This is a genomic window from Corynebacterium rouxii, from assembly GCF_902702935.1.
Classification (GTDB): Bacteria; Actinomycetota; Actinomycetes; order Mycobacteriales; family Mycobacteriaceae; genus Corynebacterium; species Corynebacterium rouxii.
The window spans coordinates 2,087,682-2,104,650 of the sequence record NZ_LR738855.1; the positions used below are offsets into that span (position 1 = coordinate 2,087,682).

The 16,969-nt window shown below is 58.2% G+C and carries 16 protein-coding genes; 9 read left to right on the plus strand and 7 right to left on the minus strand.

Translation table 11 applies throughout. From position 1 onward, the window contains the following. Positions 1–27: 27 nt before the first annotated feature. Positions 28–1,401 (plus strand): dipeptidase, encoded by a 1,374-nt coding sequence (locus CIP100161_RS10250; RefSeq protein ID WP_155874136.1) that lies wholly within the window; start codon positions 28–30, stop codon positions 1,399–1,401. A 168-nt stretch (positions 1,402–1,569) separates the two neighbouring features. Beyond that, the gene (locus CIP100161_RS10255; protein WP_155874138.1) at positions 1,570–2,730 is read left to right on the plus strand and encodes a glycosyltransferase family 87 protein; all 1,161 of its coding nucleotides are present in this window, start codon (positions 1,570–1,572) and stop codon (positions 2,728–2,730) included. Here the strand turns inward: CIP100161_RS10255 and CIP100161_RS10260 are convergent. The 3 genes from CIP100161_RS10260 to CIP100161_RS10270 are packed head-to-tail and all read right to left on the minus strand — an operon-like array spanning position 2,673 to position 4,494. Then, a complete protein-coding gene (locus tag CIP100161_RS10260; protein ID WP_155874140.1) occupies positions 2,673–3,752 on the minus strand; it encodes a glutamate--cysteine ligase in 1,080 nt (359 codons plus the stop codon). The genes CIP100161_RS10255 and CIP100161_RS10260 overlap by 58 nt on opposite strands. Beyond that, complete coding sequence (locus tag CIP100161_RS10265; protein WP_155874142.1) at positions 3,749–4,288, minus strand: LytR C-terminal domain-containing protein; 540 nt, start codon at positions 4,286–4,288, stop codon at positions 3,749–3,751. The genes CIP100161_RS10260 and CIP100161_RS10265 overlap by 4 nt, the downstream gene beginning before the upstream one ends. Before the next feature lie 2 nt (positions 4,289–4,290). After that, positions 4,291–4,494, minus strand: a complete 204-nt coding sequence (locus tag CIP100161_RS10270) for a DUF3263 domain-containing protein (protein ID WP_155874144.1) — start codon at positions 4,492–4,494, stop codon at positions 4,291–4,293. On the opposite strand from CIP100161_RS10270, the gene CIP100161_RS10275 reads away from it, so the two are divergent. From CIP100161_RS10275 to cls, 4 genes are read left to right on the plus strand one after another with little or no spacing between them, the layout of a single operon-like run. Next, positions 4,493–5,056 (plus strand): peptide deformylase, encoded by a 564-nt coding sequence (locus CIP100161_RS10275; RefSeq protein ID WP_155874146.1) that lies wholly within the window; start codon positions 4,493–4,495, stop codon positions 5,054–5,056. The two genes, CIP100161_RS10270 and CIP100161_RS10275, sit on opposite strands and share 2 nt — an antisense overlap. Continuing rightward, the gene (locus CIP100161_RS10280; RefSeq protein ID WP_425292209.1) at positions 5,043–5,960 is read left to right on the plus strand and encodes an N-acetylglutamate synthase, CG3035 family; all 918 of its coding nucleotides are present in this window, start codon (positions 5,043–5,045) and stop codon (positions 5,958–5,960) included. Before CIP100161_RS10275 ends, CIP100161_RS10280 begins: the two co-directional genes overlap by 14 nt. 4 nt (positions 5,961–5,964) lie before the next feature. Further along, positions 5,965–6,672 carry an exodeoxyribonuclease III gene (locus tag CIP100161_RS10285; protein WP_155874150.1) on the plus strand — a complete coding sequence of 236 codons (708 nt, stop codon included), beginning with the start codon at positions 5,965–5,967 and terminating at the stop codon, positions 6,670–6,672. Continuing rightward, on the plus strand, positions 6,669–8,102 hold the full coding sequence (cls, locus tag CIP100161_RS10290; protein WP_155874151.1) for a cardiolipin synthase: 1,434 nt from the start codon (positions 6,669–6,671) through the stop codon (positions 8,100–8,102). The genes CIP100161_RS10285 and cls overlap by 4 nt, the downstream gene beginning before the upstream one ends. A gap of 88 nt (positions 8,103–8,190) precedes the next feature. Here the strand turns inward: cls and CIP100161_RS10295 are convergent, their stop codons facing one another. Together CIP100161_RS10295 and CIP100161_RS10300 are read right to left on the minus strand one after the other, a co-directional pair. Beyond that, on the minus strand, positions 8,191–8,928 hold the full coding sequence (locus CIP100161_RS10295) for a multidrug ABC transporter permease (protein ID WP_155874153.1): 738 nt from the start codon (positions 8,926–8,928) through the stop codon (positions 8,191–8,193). After that, positions 8,912–9,808 (minus strand): ABC transporter ATP-binding protein, encoded by an 897-nt coding sequence (locus tag CIP100161_RS10300; protein WP_174775780.1) that lies wholly within the window; start codon positions 9,806–9,808, stop codon positions 8,912–8,914. The genes CIP100161_RS10295 and CIP100161_RS10300 overlap by 17 nt, the downstream gene beginning before the upstream one ends. A 34-nt stretch (positions 9,809–9,842) precedes the next feature. Between CIP100161_RS10300 and CIP100161_RS10305 the strand changes: the two genes are divergently transcribed. Genes CIP100161_RS10305 through CIP100161_RS10315 form a run of 3 tightly spaced genes read left to right on the plus strand, consistent with a single transcriptional unit; the run spans position 9,843 to position 14,202 of the window. Continuing rightward, the gene (locus tag CIP100161_RS10305) at positions 9,843–11,099 is read left to right on the plus strand and encodes an MCP four helix bundle domain-containing protein (RefSeq protein ID WP_155874157.1); all 1,257 of its coding nucleotides are present in this window, start codon (positions 9,843–9,845) and stop codon (positions 11,097–11,099) included. Further along, positions 11,096–12,043 carry a transporter substrate-binding domain-containing protein gene (locus CIP100161_RS10310; protein WP_155874159.1) on the plus strand — a complete coding sequence of 316 codons (948 nt, stop codon included), beginning with the start codon at positions 11,096–11,098 and terminating at the stop codon, positions 12,041–12,043. Before CIP100161_RS10305 ends, CIP100161_RS10310 begins: the two co-directional genes overlap by 4 nt. Continuing rightward, positions 12,040–14,202 carry a serine/threonine protein kinase gene (locus CIP100161_RS10315; RefSeq protein WP_155874160.1) on the plus strand — a complete coding sequence of 721 codons (2,163 nt, stop codon included), beginning with the start codon at positions 12,040–12,042 and terminating at the stop codon, positions 14,200–14,202. The genes CIP100161_RS10310 and CIP100161_RS10315 overlap by 4 nt, the downstream gene beginning before the upstream one ends. A 19-nt stretch (positions 14,203–14,221) precedes the next feature. Here the strand turns inward: CIP100161_RS10315 and CIP100161_RS10320 are convergent, their stop codons facing one another. Then, the gene (locus CIP100161_RS10320; protein ID WP_155874162.1) at positions 14,222–15,421 is read right to left on the minus strand and encodes an acetate kinase; all 1,200 of its coding nucleotides are present in this window, start codon (positions 15,419–15,421) and stop codon (positions 14,222–14,224) included. Continuing rightward, positions 15,422–16,789, minus strand: a complete 1,368-nt coding sequence (gene pta, locus CIP100161_RS10325; RefSeq protein ID WP_155874582.1) for a phosphate acetyltransferase — start codon at positions 16,787–16,789, stop codon at positions 15,422–15,424. Positions 16,790–16,969 lie beyond the last annotated feature (180 nt).

Here is a 16,969-nt window from a genome sequence, read left to right on the forward strand (position 1 = left end):
ACACTTACAACACCTAGGCCGCGACGTATGCTGGATAGCATGACTAAAACAGCTATCCAGACCGTCCGACCACTCATAGAAAAACAACGCGACCGCATCTTCAAAGACCTCAGCGAAATTACCTCCTACAACTCAGTGCACTCCACCCCAGAATGCGCCGAAGACCACGCCGCAGCCTGCGCCTGGATCGTCAACGCACTGAAAGAAGCCGACCTCAACGTCACCGAATACCCCTATGACGGCGGCGCAACCACAGTCATCGGCACCAAAGAACCAGAAGACGGCGCACCCACCGTCCTCCTCTACTGCCACTACGACGTAGTCCCCGCCGGCGACCCAGCCGCATGGGAAAGCGACCCCTTCACTCTCACCGAACGCAACGGACGCTGGTACGCCCGCGGCGCAGCCGACTGCAAAGGCAACATCGCCATGCACCTCGCCGCCCTCCGCGCAGTCAAAGAAGCCGGCGGCACCAAACTCGGAATCAAATTCCTCGTCGAAGGCTCCGAAGAACAAGGCGGCGCAGAACTCTCCGACCTCATCAAAAAACACCCAGAACTCTTCGACACCGACGTCATCCTCATCGCCGACTCCGGCAACCAAGCCGTCGGAATCCCCACAATGACTACCACCCTCCGCGGCGGCGCACGCGTCACCGTCACCCTCCACACCCTCGAATCCGGCGTACACTCCGGCTCATTCGGCGGCGCAGCACCAGACGCAACCGCAGCGCTCATCCGACTCCTCGACACCCTCAAAGACGAACACGGCCGCACCACCATCGACGGCGTCGACTGCACCGCCCACTGGGAAGGCGGCACCTACGACCGCGAAGCCTTCAAAAAAGACGCAACCATGCTCGAAGGCACCACCATTATGGGCACCGAAGACGACAACCCAGCCGACATGGTCTGGGCACGCCCAGCAATCTCCATCATCGGATTCACCTCCACCCCAGTCGACCACGCCATCAACGCCGTTCCACCAGTAGCATCTGCCCGCCTCAACCTACGCGTCCCACCAAAAATGGACGCCAACGAAGTAGCAGACGCACTCGTCGAACACCTCAAAAACCACGTCCCATGGGGAGCACACATCGACGTCACCTACGACGACGCCAACCAACCCTTCTCCGCCAAACTCGACGGCCCCGCCATGCAACTGTTCAACAGCTGCCTCGCCGGCGCATACGGCCAAGATGACACCGTCAAAATCGGCTCCGGCGGATCCATCCCACTATGCTCCGAACTCCTCGAGGTAGTCCCACGCGCAGAACTCGCCCTCTTCGGTGTAGAAGACCCACAGGCCACCATCCACTCCCCCAACGAATCCGTTGACCCCAACGAAATCCGCGACATCGCCGTCGCAGAGGCAGCCTTCCTGCTCAGCTACGGCAAGTAGCGCGCGCGGGGCCTGGTGCTTGTCGCCCGTCGTGAGCAATTTTTGTACCCTAAGCCTGCATTTCCGCAAGACGCCCCTCTGGGAAACGTCGTTAAGGCGCAAAAATTGCTCACACAGCCGCCAACCCCGCGCCGTGCTTTTCTCCATCCATGCAAAAATCCTGTTTTAATGGTCGGTATGAAAAGTGCACCCTCAATCACCGCCATGTTCACCGCGTTGTTTGCGTGGTTTTTGGTGCAACAATCCTCGCTGGGCTCCAACCGGCGATTTAGCGAATGGTTCCCACCCCTCGACCTAGCGATCTACAAGAAGGCCGGCCTAGTGCTCGACCGCGGCGGGCACCTCTACGACCGTGTGTTTTACCACGACCTCGGTTTTACCTACACCCCATTTGCCGGCCTGATCTTTAAGTTCTTGTCCCGCATGGACGACAACATGCTGACCGTCGTATGGCAAAGCGCAAACTTTGTGGCCCTGCTCGCAGTCATCCTGATGATCTTCGCCCGCAAGCAGCTCACCGCTGGTGGGATCATCGCAGCGATCGCCATGGCTGCTGGCTTTATGACCCTCATCGAGGTCCGCGATAGCTTCTTCTACGGGCAGATCAACCTACTGCTCATGTTCCTCGTGGCCATGGACTTCCTGCCACACAAGCGCACCGGCATCGGAATCGGGCTAGCTGCGGGTATCAAACTCACCCCCGCGATCTTTATCGTGGTGCTGCTCATTCAACGACGCTGGTGGTCGGCGGCAAGCGCGGTAGTCACATTCGCGGCGACGGTCGCTACGGGCGTGTGGGTGCCAGACGCGTGGGATTTCTGGACCGAGAAGATCTTCGATTCCTCCCGCGTGGGCACCCAAACCAATCCTGGTGCGCAGTCGCTTCGTGCAGTGCTCGTGCGTCTCGACGCAGAACAATACTGGATTCCCGCCATCATCGCCGTCCTCCTAGTCGCCTGCTTCGGATTCTGGCGAGCACGCAACAACCCCGCCATGTCGTTGGCATTAGGTGGCATTACTGCCTGCTTGGTGTCGCCGTTTAGCTGGTACCACCACTGGGTATGGGTCGTGCCGGCGGTCGTGGCCATCTTTATTGCCATGGACTTCTCGCACTGGGCTCTCGCCCAGATCGGCGCGGTGGCCGCAGCCGTGATCTCAGTGGCAATGTTCTCCCCGCACCTGCTGTTCTTCCACGACTGGTTCAAAAACTGGTTCTGCGTATCGGGCTTGGTGTTCGTCGTAGGCTATGCGATCATCAGCCCGATCGCGGGTTACATCTCGGCGAGGACTGCGTCGACAACCGGCAGCCAAGAACCTGTTTCTTTGTAAATAGAACGCTGCCGCTGGTAGCTAGCACCAGTCTGACAAATGGTGAGCACGCCTTGGAGTTCGTCGTAGCAGCCGAGCTCACCGGCAAGCGGGCTGAGGCGTTCCACCAGCGCGCGCAGCTCATCGGTAACCCATGCCTCGTCGGTGTCGCGGGAGATGATGATCTCCGCGTCCATGCCATAGCGGGCAGCACGCCACTTGTTCTCAGCAACATGCCAATCCTGCAGCGAAGGTAGCTCCTCGCCACGGTCGAGCTTACGCTCGAGGTCTACGATCAAGCAGTGCGTCAGTGCCACCGCTGCGGAAAGTTCCCGTAGGTTGGTGGAGTCGCAAATACGAACCTCCACGGTTCCATAGCGGGTAGGGCGAATATCAAAGTGCATAGAACCGGTGTGGTTAATCACGCCGGACTTATTCTGATCCGTCATGTACGCCTCCCACTCGTCCCAGCTCTGGAACTGGTAGGGCAGGCCCGCGGTAGGAAGCTGCTGGTACAGCATGGTGCGGTTCGAAGCATAACCGGTATCAATACCGTCCCAGCCTGGGGAGGAAGCAGTCAACGCAAGCAAGTGCGGGTAGTATGTGAGCATGGCGTTGATGATGGGCCACACGCGATCCTTGCTGGAAATACCCACATGGACGTGGACACCCCAGATCAACATCTGGTTACCCCAGTACTGGGTACGCTCGATGATCTCGTTGTAATGGCCTTTTTCGCTCACCGGCTGTTTGCGAAAGTCCGAGAATGGGTGCGAGCCTGCAGCCCACACCTTCAAACCCATGTCGGCTGCAATAGCCTTGACTTCTTCAATGCCCTCGCGCAGCTCCTCGATGGCTTCTGGGACGGTAGCACATACCGAGGTCACCAGTTCCACTGTGTTAGCAAGGAACTCGCGTTCCAAATGCGTGGTGGCTTTCTCAATCACTTCGTGCCCACGAGGCACAAGATCGCGTGAGTGCGGGTCGGCGAGCGCTACTTCCCATTCGACGCCGATGGTTGGGGGCGAGGGCGGAAATATCATTGGACTGTAACCACTACGATGTCGGGATTGTCATGCTGTGCGATAACCGCATGCAGCTGATCTGCAATCTTTTGAGCCTGTGCCTGATGACCAGCTGGGTAGAACACAGTGGTTTGTGGAACAACTGCGTCCGGAAGGTTGCCTACCTCCACCACGTCCATGCCGTGGCCACGGAGAGTATCGGCAACCTGAGCTGCCAGGCCTTGCACCATGGAGTTGTTCAGTACGCGAACCGGAACAGGGCGCTCATCAGCAGGTTTATCAGCTGCGGGTTTGTCAGCGGGGGGAGCCTTCTCAACCGGCGCAGCGGATTCGCCCGGCGCGTCGGAGGTAGCAGGAATATCAGATACAGCTGGTGTCTGCGGTGCGGATTTCTCCGCAGGGGTTTGCTCGGATGTCTCGGTGGTGCTGGTCTTTGGTGCACTAGAAGAGTTATCAGCGGTGACTGAGTAGACTCCCCACGCGCCGAGCATTAAGGCGACGGCGATGAGGATCATGGCAATTCCACGCAACGGCAATTGTTTCACAAGGCTCAAGTCTAGCGTGTGTCCCTGCGTCGGCGGAGTCGTGCCGTCAATAGTGGGTACGCGGCGATCACAGTGGGGTCGTCGATAGCTACGTTGAGCGCCTGATAATAACGCACCGGCGTAAGCCCAAGTTCGCGGATGGCTTCCTCCTTGGCACCGAGGCTGCGCGGGGCTTTTTCTTCGAATGCGAGCAAGTCAAGATAATCTATAGGCATGATTCGTCCGATCGTTATTTATGGAGATCCCGTCCTCCATAACCCTACTGCCCCCGTGAGCGACCCCGCGGAAGTCCAAGACCTCATTGCAGACATGTACGAAACCATGGAAGCAGCCAACGGTGTGGGCCTTGCCGCCAACCAAGTTGGCGTTGGCTTGCGACTTTTCGTGTTCAACTGCCCTGACGACGAGGGTCACTTCCACCGCGGCTGCGTGATCAATCCCGTGCTGGAAACCTCCGAAATTCCAGAAACCATGCCTGCCGACGACGGCAGCGACGACGAAGGCTGTCTCTCCGTCCCAGGCGAAGGCTTCCCCACCGGCCGTGCCGACTGGGCACGCGTGACCGGCCTCGAAGCCGACGGCACCCCTGTGGTCTACGAAGGCACCGGCTTCCTTGCCCGTTGCTTCCAGCACGAAGTAGGCCACCTTGACGGCTTCCTCTACACCGACACCCTGATCGGCCGTTGGAAGCGCCAAGCTAAAAAGGCCATCAAGCACAACGGTTGGACTGCGGGCATGACGTGGATGCCGGGGGTGGACCCTGATCCGTTCCACTAAATTCCGCACCGGTCCGGTGCAGGTCGGCGACCGCGTTGTGGTCCGCCAAGAGGAATTCGACACCATTGGGCACGTTTTAAGCGTGGATCCACTGATCGTGCGCCCGCACGCACGCGGCGGCCTGCCGTCGAACGCCGAGCCCGTGCGCATTGATAACCCGCTGATGATCAAGCGGCTGAGTCCGCGCACCGTGCGCAACGCAGACATCCGCGCCATCGAAGTAGCCACCGCCAAAGCCTTCCCTGGTATCGAACACACCTGGTGTGGGCAGTGGTTACTCCGCGCCGGCGACGGTGTGACTGAACGCTCCAACTCGGCAGCACCCCTGGGACCACAAGCGCTGTTCACACCGGTCCCCTATGCGGAAATCAAGGAATTCTACCGCCGCCACAACCTACCAGCGCTGATCTTGGTGCCGGAACGAATCGCCCCCGCGATCCCAGGCGACGGCCCCGAAATCATCGTGATGACGCACCCCCTGGACAACGTTGCCGAATTCGACAGCATCCAAGCGGAATTCCTCGACCAACCCGACGACGAATGGCTCGAGCTCTACCACTTCCGCGGCAAAGCTCTGCCCCGCCACGCACTTGAACTGTTACGCACAACTATCGACGGTCGCATGTGCTTCGGCAGACTTAAGCGCGACGGAAAAACCGTGGCTATTACCCGCGGCACCATCACCGACGGCTACCTCGGTTACTCCGCGGTGGAAGTCGCACTGGAGTATCGTCGACAAGGCCTCGCCACCGAACTCGGCGCAGCCATGCTCGCATGGGGTAAAGCCCACAGCGCACACACCGCATACCTGCAGGTCATTGAGAGCAATGCCGCCGGAATCGGGCTGTATCACAAGCTAGGGTTCGTGGAGCATCATCGCCACAAGTACGTGCGGGTATCCTAGCAGCATGCGCATTGCCAACTGGAACGTGAACTCCGCCCGAGCGCGAGTAGACCGAATACAGAACTTCCTCGAACGCCACGACATTGATGTCCTTGCCATGCAAGAAACCAAATGCCGCGACGACCAGTTCCCCGAATTCAAAGGCTACGAAGCCGCCCACTTTGGCATCAACCAATGGAACGGCGTAGCTATCCTCTCCCGAGTAGGCATTGACGACGTACTCACCAGCTTCGGGCAACCCGACTACGAAGAATTCGAACCACGTTCCATCGGCGCAATCTGCGGTGGCGTGCGCGTCTGGAGCCTCTACGTGCCCAACGGACGCGAAATCGCCCACCCCCACTATGACTACAAACTGCGCTGGCTCTACGCCCTCCAACACTACGGAGTATCCGGTGACACCGTCTGGTGCGGCGACTTCAACATCGCCCCCACCGACAACGACGTCTGGGACATCGACTTCTTCCAAGGAAAAACTCACGTCACCGAACCCGAGCGCCAAGCCTTCGAAGCGCTCACCGACATCATGCCGGTTACCTCCCCCGAGGGCTACACCTACTGGGACTACACCGCTGGACGATTCCCTAAAAACCAAGGAATGCGCATCGACTTCCAGCTCTCCAACATGACCCCCACCGGCGGATTCATCGACGTTGAAGAGCGCAAAGGCAAAGGGGCTTCCGATCATGCCCCAGTGGTGGTGGACTATTGATAGATTGGCAAACAGCTGGCCTGATCATCGACTACGCCATCAAGCTCATCGCTATCGGCTTTGTCCCTGAAGGCCGTCGTCCCTCCAGCTCCACCGCATGGCTCCTTGCCATTTTGCTGCTGCCCTTCGTAGGCCTCCCCCTCTTCTTGTTGATGGGCAGCCCTTACATCAACCGCCGCCGCCACGAAGTCCAACGCCGCGCCTTCCAAATGATCAGGGAACGCCAATCCCACGTACCCGACTACCCGCCAGACACCGTCCAAAGCCCCGAGCTGACCTCCATGATCCGCATGAACCGTCGGCTCACCGCCATGACGGCCACCACCGGATCAGTCACACTGCACTCCGACTACGAAGAAACCATCCAAGCGATGGCCGATGCCGTAGACCAAGCCCGCGGCTACGTACACGCCCAAATCTACATCGTCGCTTGGGACGACACCACGGACGTATTCTTCCGCGCACTTGAACGCGCTGTCCAACGAGGCGTGGAGGTTCGCCTCCTTTTCGACCAAGTAGGCAGTTGGAAATATCCCGGTTACCGCCGTCTTGGTAAACGCCTCACCGCCATCGGAGTGGACTTTCATCTCATGCTGCCCCTGCAGCCCTTCCGCTGGCGCTTCCGCCGCCCCGACCTGCGCAATCACCGCAAACTCCTCATTATCGACGGTCAACGCGGCTTCATGGGCTCTCAAAACATGATCGCTTCGCATTACACCCCGCGCAATCGTTCCAAAGGCCGCCACTGGATTGACGTGATGGTCGAGCTCGAAGGCCCCATCGTGGCCTCCATGAACACCGTCTTTGTTGTCGACTGGTCCCAAGAAAGCCACATCGTCCCAGAGTTCGACGTACCCCCAGCAGACCACGGCGACGTAATGCAAATCGTCCCCTCCGGCCCAGGTTTTAGCACCGAACCAAACCTCCGGCTGTTCAACGAGATGATCCACCACGCCAAAAGCCAACTGATCATGTGCAGCCCCTATTTCATCCCCGACGAATCCATGCTCGAAGCAGTTACCTCCGCCTGTTACCGCGGAGTCCGCGTGGAACTCCTCGTCAGCGAACAAGCAGACCAATTCGTTGTTGATCATGCCCAGTCCAGCTATTATCAAACACTGCTCGAGGCCGGCGTGCACATCTACCGCTATCACGCCCCCGCAGTGCTCCACAGCAAATTCCTCATAGCAGACCCCCACGGCGTAGCAGTCTCCGTGATGGGATCTTCCAACATGGACATGCGCAGCTTCGGCCTCAACTACGAGGTCTCACTCATGACGCTCCAAGGCCAACTCACCCACCTGCTCTACGAGCTAGCCGAAACTTACAAAGAAAAATCCACCGAACTCACCCTCGAAGAATGGAACCAGCGCGGATTCGTTCGCCGTTACGTAGACAACATCATGAAACTGACCTCAGCGCTGCAATAACGGCTGAATAAACATAGAAATCGGTTCGGTAAGTTGGATAAACTCACCGAACCGATTTTTGTTATGCGGATACTAGGAAAAATCCTGTTTAAGCGTCGCGCTTATTTAAAATGAACACCCCAACCACCCAGATGGCGATGGCCCATGCTGCAAAGTACACACCGCTTTCTTGCCAGCTCCACACGGTGTCGGATTGGGTGAGAAAGGCATTCATATTGGTGATTGGCCCGTACTTCATAGCGTCGCCAACTTTGGGGAGCAGTGACAGCAGGCTCTCAAGTGCGAGAACCCAGAGCAACATGATGGTAGTAGCACCTGCAGTCTGGCGGACCATGTAGGCAATGCCTTGGGCCATGGTGACCAACAGGATGGCAGCCAAGGGGTAGATCCACATAAGGCGCAGAGCGTTATCATCGTGCCAGACGTTGAGGGTTTTGCTAGCAACGCTGCCGCCCATCCATTTAGCCACGTAGTAGCTGAGCACCACAGTGCCCCAGGTGAGGGCTGCGCCGAAGACTGCGAACATCCACTTGGCTACGGCAACGACTGTGCGGTTAGGGGTAGCTAGGAAAGTCACTGTTTGGTAGTTGTGGCGGTATTCGCTGGTCACAATCATGATTGCTTGGACGCAGAGCACGAGAAAGCTCAGCCCTTGGATTCCCATGACGGCAGAGGCCGCGTAGATAACGGGGATACCTAGTGGCCCTGGGGCCACGTTGTAGTGGAAGAGCGCGGAGAACCCAGCGCCGAAGATGATGAACAATGCGGTTGTCCACCAAAATGCTTTCGTGGTAACGAGTTTTGTCCACTCAGTTCTTACTGCCATATTGCACCGCCCCGCTGGTCATTTCCATGAATGCATCTTCTAGGGATGCTTGTTGTTGAGTGAGAAGTTGCAGGGCAACGCCTGCTTCGAAGGCCAGCTTGCCGACGCGTTCCGGAGAAGCGTTGACCTCTAGCGCACCGTTGTTTTCTGTTACTTGGAAGCCCTCGGCGTTCAAAGCTGCTGCCAGTTGTGGCACGGCAGGCTTTACCACGGTGGTGTTGCGCGAGTGCGCCTGGATGAATTCTTCTGTGGAACAGGAGGCAACGAGTTTGCCGCGGCCGATGACCACGAGGTGGTCGGCGGTTTGGGCCATCTCGGCAAGCAGGTGGGAGCTGACCAAGATGGTGCGGCCCTCTGCTGCTAGGCGACGTAGGAAGTCGCGGACCCAGCGAATACCTTCGGGGTCGAGTCCGTTGACGGGCTCGTCCAGAATAATGACTTCGGGGTCCCCCAAAAGAGCTGCCGCCAGACCAAGGCGCTGGCCCATGCCCAGGGAAAAGCCACCGGCCTTCTTCTTGGCCACTGAGCTAAGACCAACAAGGGCGAGGACTTCGTCGACACGCGAAGCAGGTATGCCATTGGACTGGGCAAGCCACAGAAGGTGGTTGCGCGCACTGCGGTTGGGGTGCACTGCTTTGGCGTCGAGAAGCGCCCCGACGTGGGTTAATGGCTTTTTTAGCCTGCGGTATTCCACGCCACCGATCGTGGCTGTACCGGAGGTCGGTGTGTCTAATCCGAGAATCATGCGCATGGTTGTGGACTTGCCGGCACCATTGGGGCCGAGGAACCCCGTGACGATACCCGGCGAGACGTCAAACGTCAGGTCATCAACCGCGCGCACCTTCCCATACTCTTTGGTTAACCCGCGTACTTCAATCATGCGTTCTATAGTGCCACAGTGTAGGTTAAACACAATGAACGACCAATGGCTTGACGTGCAGAGTCGGTCACGCCTGAGCGCCTTCTGGCACGACTCGGTTACCTACCCCATCATGTGGTCGAAGAAACTGCTGCGGTTTCTGGCCACCACACCTGGCAAGATGACCACCCTCGTGGTCGTGCTGTCCGTCGTGCTGCTTTCTGCAGGGTTGTCCATGGCGCAAAGTTCCGCACAACGCCACGCAGACTTGAACACGCTGATCGGGCACACCGAGCCAGTTGCCAACATTGCACAGGACCTCTATTCTTCGCTGTCGTTGGCGGACACGGAGGCGTCGGCAAGCTTTGTGCGCGGCACCAACGATAACTACGTGGAATACATCCAAAAAGCCGCCCTCTTGGTCACCCAAACCGACGGCGATATCGCCAACATCGCCACCCAACTGCCCGTGTACACGGGACTGGTGGAAACCGCGCGGGCTAATAACCGCCAAGGACATCCCGTGGGCGTGGCCTACATGTCTGAGGCCAGCACCCTCATGCAAGAAAGTATCCTGCCCGCCGCCTCCCAGCTCTATCTCAGCGCAGCCGAGCAAGTCTCCACAGCGCAACGCAACCTCGCCCGACCCCAAATCCCACTCATCGGGCTCGTCGTTGCCCTCGTGCTCCTTGTTGTTGGACAAATCTGGCTCGCACACGTGACCCGCCGACGATTCAACGCCTGGTTTTTGCTGGCCACCGTCCTCATGCTGGTATCCACCACGTGGGTGGGCACCACCAACTGGCTCAACTACCGTGCAGGCTCCGTGGCCTACGAACAAGCAGCCGAGCCACTAGATCTCCTCACCGAGGCACGTATCCACGCCCAGCGGGCGCGTACCGACGAAACCCTCGCCCTAGTGTGGCGACAATCGCTAGAAAACTCCAACCACACCTTTAGCACCACATTAAAGCGAGTGGACAAAGCACTGAACAAGCCAGGCCTTGACCCCGCCGAGGTTGCCACTGCGCGCAATGCCATGAGCACATGGCGTGCCAGCCACGAGAAACTCACCAACTTTCTTAACTCCGGCCGCTATGAGGAAGCCCTCAAACTGACCACGGAAGGCCCCAGCGCCTTCACTGACCTCGACGCAGCACTCGACTCGCTCATCGACTCCACCCGTGTACAGCTACGCGCCGAAATCCGCGGCGTGGATACCGCACAGGTCAACGTAGTCATCGGCCTGACCATCGCCGCCGTGCTAGCCCTTTGGCTGGGAATCCGCCCCCGACTTCAGGAGTATCTGTGAAACGCCGTGCACTTTTGACCGCAACCGTAGCCACAGCAGCGCTCTGCCTGACCAGTTGTGCACAATCAGTTCCGCCCGTAGAGCTGGCCGACATCCCACCGCTGCCACTCCCCGCCGGCGCCACCGTAGGGCCTCCTGCCAGTGGCACAATCCAGACAGACAACCTGCTGGGATCCCTACGTCCCAATGGCGACGACGTTCCCCAAGTCCGTCAGCGCGGCTACCTGATCGTGGGTATCGACCAATCCCAGAACCTGTTGAGTTTCCGCGACACCGACGGTGAGCTCAAAGGATTTGAGGTTGACCTCGCCCACGAAGTTGCACGCGACATATTTGGCGAACCCAAAATTGACTTCCGCTACGTAGACTCCACCTCATGGGTCAAAGCTCTCGAAAACGGCCAAGTGGATATGGTGCTGCGCTCCATCTCGGTCACCCGCGAACGCCAAGACCAAGTGTTCTTTTCCACCCCGTACTTCTCCGGTGAAACCCGCATCCTTACCCAAAAAGACTCCGACATCCACGGCGCAGCGGATCTTAAAGGAACAGTCTGCGTGACTAACCTGTCAACCGGCTCCAAACGCTTAGGCACCATCGCCCCTGATGCCACCATGCTTGCCGTGCGCAACTCCGCAGACTGCCTGCTCGCGCTCCAACAAAACCACGCCGACGCAGTGATCTCCGACGATGCGATTCTTTCCGGCATGATCGCCCAAGATCCCTTTACGCGCATTGTGGGCGACCCCATTGCTACCGAACAATATGCGGTTGCTTTTGCCAAACCACGCACGGGACGCGACACCGCGCCGATGATTCGCCAAGTAAACTCCACCTTTGAACGGATTTTCCGCGACGGCACGTGGACACGCACCTACAATCACTGGTTCGGTGCCTACCTTGCGCCACAAGAACATCCGGCTTTGCACTATCGGGAGGAACGATGAACGAGACTGAAGCAGTCCCCTTCGACCCCTTTGCGGATGACACCGACGATGACATGGATGAGCTGCTCAGCGACCTTGACCAGCTCCGCATGGACGTAGGGCAGCGCTCCCGCGAAGAAGCGATCTCCACATTCCGATCCCGTCGCGGTGCCAACCGCACCTCGCGGACCGTGGCCAACGGCATGGTTACCCTGCCGTTTATCCCCGTGCGCCCTGTTAGCGAAGTACTCAAGTCCGAAGAATACATCGCAAGCGTTGGCGACGAGCCAGCCCTCAAACTAGGTGATGTTCTTGCCGGCCAGTACGAAGTCGCAGGTGTGATCGCCCACGGCGGCATGGGGTGGATCTACCTCGCGCACGACCGCAACGTCTCCGGCCGCATGGTGGTGCTCAAAGGCCTACGCGACAAGGCGAAACCCCAAGACTATGGTGCCGCAGTAGCCGAGAAGGAATTCCTGGCAGACATCACCCACCCGGGGATCGTGAAGTCCTACAACTTTATCGACGACCTCATCGTGATGGAATACGTCGAAGGCCCAGCGCTGCGTGGCCCCATGTCCATCGATCTAGCCATCGGTTACATCCTCGAAATCCTGCCCGCGCTGGACTACCTGCATTCTCGTGGCGTGGTGTACAACGACCTCAAACCGGATAACATCATCATCTCCGAGGACCAGGTCAAGCTCATCGACCTAGGTGCGGTATCCGGCATCGGCGCCTTTGGTTATATCTACGGCACCAAGGGCTACCAGGCCCCCGAGGTGGCCAGCGAGGGGCCGTCGATAGCCAGCGATATTTACACCATTGGCCGCACATTGGCCGATCTCACCATCGACCTCAACGATGGCGCCGGCGGGAAAAAAGACCTGCCCACCGCCGATGAAGAACCCCTTTTTGCGCAGAATCTTTCCTTCTACCGCCTTGTTCGCCGCTGCACGCGTAGCGACCCTGCAAAGCGGTTTAGCAGCGTGCGCGAGCTAGAAACCCAGCTCTACGGGGTACTTCGCGAATATCTCGCCGTGCATAAAAGCCAACAGTTTCCCGCACAACACTCCTTGTACTCGCCGCAGCGTTCGACCTTTGGCACCAAACACATGGTGTTTCGCACCGACCAGCTTATCGACGGCATCGAGCGCAACGTCCGCATCACCTCCGAGGAAGTCAACGCCGCACTCCCCGTCCCTCTGCTGGACCGCCAAGACCCAGGTGCGATCCTGATTTCGGGTTCCTCCTACACCGAACCCTCCGAGGCGCTACAAACCATGCGCGAGGCCATGACGCAGGAAAAATTCAGTGGCTCGGTGGAAATTCCGCTGGGAATCGTGCGCGCTCTACTCGACCTCGGATTTACCGACGAGGCCGCCTCGTGGCTCGAAGAGCTTGTCCCCCGCTTAGGCAACGAGTGGCGGCACCAGTGGTATTCCGGTGTCACCTCGCTGCTTCTCGACGACTACCTCACCGCCCAACAGCACTTCAACGAGGTGTACAACATCCTGCCTGGAGAGTCGGCACCCAAGCTTGCCCGAGCCGCCGTCTGCGAAATGCTGTTGCAAGAAAAGGGCCTAGAATCCACAGCGCTACTCGCCCCAGAAGTAACCGTCGCCGCCGCCGACATCAAAGGCGAAGGCATGAGCAACATCTGGCGCGAGCTCACCAGCGACCCCGCCACTTTGCGGTTTAAGGCGATCTACCTCTACGCCCTCGTGTGGCGTACAAACCCCACCACGGTGTCCTCGGCCTTTGGTCTGGCACGCCAGTTAGCTGCGGAAAACCAGATTGATTTGGCAGTGGCTACCTTGGACCGCGTGCCCCAAAACTCCATGCACCGTCGCATGGCAGAACTAACGGCAATCTTGCACCTGCTGGGTGATTTGAGTGAGGCCCGCATTCGTCGGGCAGCGCGGCGTCTTGAGGCCATTCCTACTAATGAGCCGCGCTTCTTGCAGATCCAGATCGCGATTATGAACGCCGCTTTGCAGTGGTTACGCACCGGCGGCGAGTCCACCAACGACCCGATCTTTGAGTACCCCTTTACACAGCGGGGGCTGCGCAACGGGCTGTCGGCCACACTCCGGCAGCTTGCCCGCAGCGCCCCCAGCTCACATCGCTACGCGCTTGTCGACGTAGCCAACCAGGTCCGCCCCATGACCTGGTTCTAAGGCCTCACGCCCTACCGGCTTATTCGCCGGCGAGTGCCTTGGCGTAGCGTGCGATAGCAAGCTCCTCGTTGGTTGGGACCACAAAGACCTTGATCGCAGAATCGTCCGTCGAGATCTCGCGTGGACCAGTGTTTGGCAACGCGTTGCGCTCTGGGTCGATCTTGATACCGAAGCCTTCGAGGTGCGAGAGGGCGTCGGCACGCACGTCCACGTCGTTCTCGCCAACACCTGCGGTGAAGGTAATAGCGTTCACGCGGCCAAGGGCGATCATGTAGGAACCGATGTAGCGACGCAGCTGGTGGATGTAAATGTTGTACGCCAACCATGCGTCCTGGTCGCCGTCGTCAATCATGGTGCGCAGCTCACGGAAGTCATTAACACCCGAGATACCCTTCACACCGGACTTTTTGTTCAGCAACTCATCGATCTCATCAATGCTCATGCCCGCCTGACGGTGCAGGTGGAACACAATACCTGGGTCGATATCACCAGAACGCGTACCCATCACAAGACCAGACAGCGGGGTCATGCCCATCGAGGTGTCAATGGCTTTACCACCGCGGATAGCAGCGCACGAAGCACCATTGCCCAAGTGCAAGGTGATCTGGTTGATCGCACCTTCTGGAAGATCCAACAGCTCAGCTACCTTGTGAGACACATACTCGTGGCTGGTGCCGTGGAAGCCGTAGCGACGCACGCCATGATCCACAGCAGTCTTGGCGTCGATAGCGTAAATCGCTGCTGCTGGTGGCATGTCGTGGAAGAAACCAGTATCAAAAACCGCAACGTGTGCCACATCCGGCAAGATCTTGCGAGCAACCTCAATGCCATCAATGTTGGCAGGGTTGTGCAGAGGAGCCAGCGGAATCAGATCGCGGACCATGTCCATGATCTCGTCTGTAATCACCTGCGGCTGGGAGAACAAGATACCACCGTGAACAACGCGGTGACCCACAGCAATGATCTCCACATCAGTAGGACCACACTTGTGCTCACCCATCAGATCGAAAGCCAATGCCAAACCAGCGGAGTGATCTGGGATCGGGGCCTCGACGACGAACTTCTCACCAGCGTGCTTCAGAGTCACTCGACCCTGTGGCTCACCAATCTGTTCCACCAAACCAGAGGCAAACGGATCGTCAGTGGCGTGTGCGGTAGGGTCTACCAGCTGGAACTTGATGGATGAAGAACCAGAATTGAGGACGAGGACAAGCGCCATTTATTTGCCTCCTTGAATTGCAGTAATGGCCACGGTGTTCACAATGTCGGCAACGGTTGCGCCGCGAGAAAGGTCGTTCACAGGCTTGTTCAAACCCTGCAGGATCGGGCCAACAGCAAGTGCGTGGCCGGTGCGCTGTGCAGTCTTGTAGCCAATGTTGCCGGCCTCAAGATCAGGGAAAATAAAGACATTTGCCTGACCTGCGACCTCAGACTCCGGAGCCTTCTTAGCGGCAACAGTAGGATCGCACGCAGCATCGAACTGCAAAGGACCATCAATCTTGTACTCCGGAGCAAGCTCTTGGGCCTTCTTGGTCGCGGCAACAGCACGGTCCACATCTGGGCCAGAGCCAGAAGTACCCGTGGAGTAGGACAAGATAGCAACGCGAGGATCGATACCGAACTGCTCAGCCGTCTTTGCCGACACAGCAGCGATCTCGCCGAGCTGCTCTGCAGTCGGGTTAGGGTTCACAGCACAGTCGCCGAAAGCCCACAGGCGGCCACGCATGACCATCAAGAAGATAGAAGACACAACCGACGTACCCGGCTTGGTCTTAATGATCTGGAAACTTGGCTTAATGGTGTGCGCGGTGGTGTGAGCAGCACCCGACACCATGCCGTCGGCAAGCCCCTCATGAATCATCATGGTGGCGTAGTAGGAGATATCCTTCATCGTCTCCCGAGCCTGCTCCAGCGTCATCCCCTTAGACTTACGCAGCTCAGCGAAATCTTCCGCGAACTTCTCCGCATTGGGATCAGTCTCAGGGTTTTGCAGGTGAGCAGACGAAAGGTCCAAGCCCAGTTCCTGCGCACGCGCAGTGATCGCCTCAGGATCACCCAAAATGGTCAGCTCACAAATCTCCTGAGCAAGCAGCTGATGAGCAGCCTGCAAAATGCGATCATCGTCACCCTCTGGCAACACGATGTGCGCATTCTTCGCCTTCGCTTGCTCCAGCAGCCACGACTCAAACACCGGTGCGCTCATCACAACAGGAGCCTCCACAGCAGAAGCCTTAATGCGAGCAATACCCTCAGGAGAAACGGCCTCATCAGCAGTAAAGACACTTGCGACAACCGCCCCCAGTTCCTCGCACTCCTGCTTAGCAAGATCAATGTGCATACCAGGGGCGTCGATAAGCAGAAGAAGTGGCACACCCAAAGCAGACGCAGCCTTAGCATCAAAGTTCACGTTTCCGGAACCAATGAACAAACTCGGGGTGGTGGCAGGGTGGACAGCGAGGATAGCGGCAAGATCCGGTGTCGAATCAACCAGCTGACGGACTGGGAGGCCAAGATGATCGGCTAAACCATCAACATCAAAACCGTTGAAGTTACGTCCAGCATGGGTAAGCAGGAACGATGGCTGCATGTGGTCAGTCACGTGGATCCTTTCAGTTGCAAAAAATAATGCGCTGCACCTACATGCCCACAGTGAGACTTGTGCCACAACACATCGTTTATGTGATCGCCAGAATTCTACCCCTTTTGCCCCCGTTTTAGTGAACCGGAAAGTAGTTAGTAAAGGCTTCCTCTTGCGCGTAAACTAGTA

Coding starts and splice junctions, on each gene's coding strand:
- CIP100161_RS10300 (WP_174775780.1), bottom strand. CDS start 9,808: ATGATTGAAGTACGCGGGTTAACCAAAGAGTATGGGAAGGTGCGCGCG.
- CIP100161_RS10320 (WP_155874162.1), bottom strand. CDS start 15,421: ATGGCGCTTGTCCTCGTCCTCAATTCTGGTTCTTCATCCATCAAGTTC.
- pta (WP_155874582.1), bottom strand. CDS start 16,789: ATGCAGCCATCGTTCCTGCTTACCCATGCTGGACGTAACTTCAACGGT.
- CIP100161_RS10260 (WP_155874140.1), bottom strand. CDS start 3,752: ATGATATTTCCGCCCTCGCCCCCAACCATCGGCGTCGAATGGGAAGTA.
- CIP100161_RS10250 (WP_155874136.1), top strand. CDS start 28: ATGCTGGATAGCATGACTAAAACAGCTATCCAGACCGTCCGACCACTC.
- CIP100161_RS10255 (WP_155874138.1), top strand. CDS start 1,570: ATGGTCGGTATGAAAAGTGCACCCTCAATCACCGCCATGTTCACCGCG.
- CIP100161_RS10295 (WP_155874153.1), bottom strand. CDS start 8,928: ATGGCAGTAAGAACTGAGTGGACAAAACTCGTTACCACGAAAGCATTT.
- CIP100161_RS10270 (WP_155874144.1), bottom strand. CDS start 4,494: ATGCCTATAGATTATCTTGACTTGCTCGCATTCGAAGAAAAAGCCCCG.
- CIP100161_RS10285 (WP_155874150.1), top strand. CDS start 5,965: ATGCGCATTGCCAACTGGAACGTGAACTCCGCCCGAGCGCGAGTAGAC.
- CIP100161_RS10305 (WP_155874157.1), top strand. CDS start 9,843: ATGAACGACCAATGGCTTGACGTGCAGAGTCGGTCACGCCTGAGCGCC.
- CIP100161_RS10275 (WP_155874146.1), top strand. CDS start 4,493: ATGATTCGTCCGATCGTTATTTATGGAGATCCCGTCCTCCATAACCCT.
- CIP100161_RS10315 (WP_155874160.1), top strand. CDS start 12,040: ATGAACGAGACTGAAGCAGTCCCCTTCGACCCCTTTGCGGATGACACC.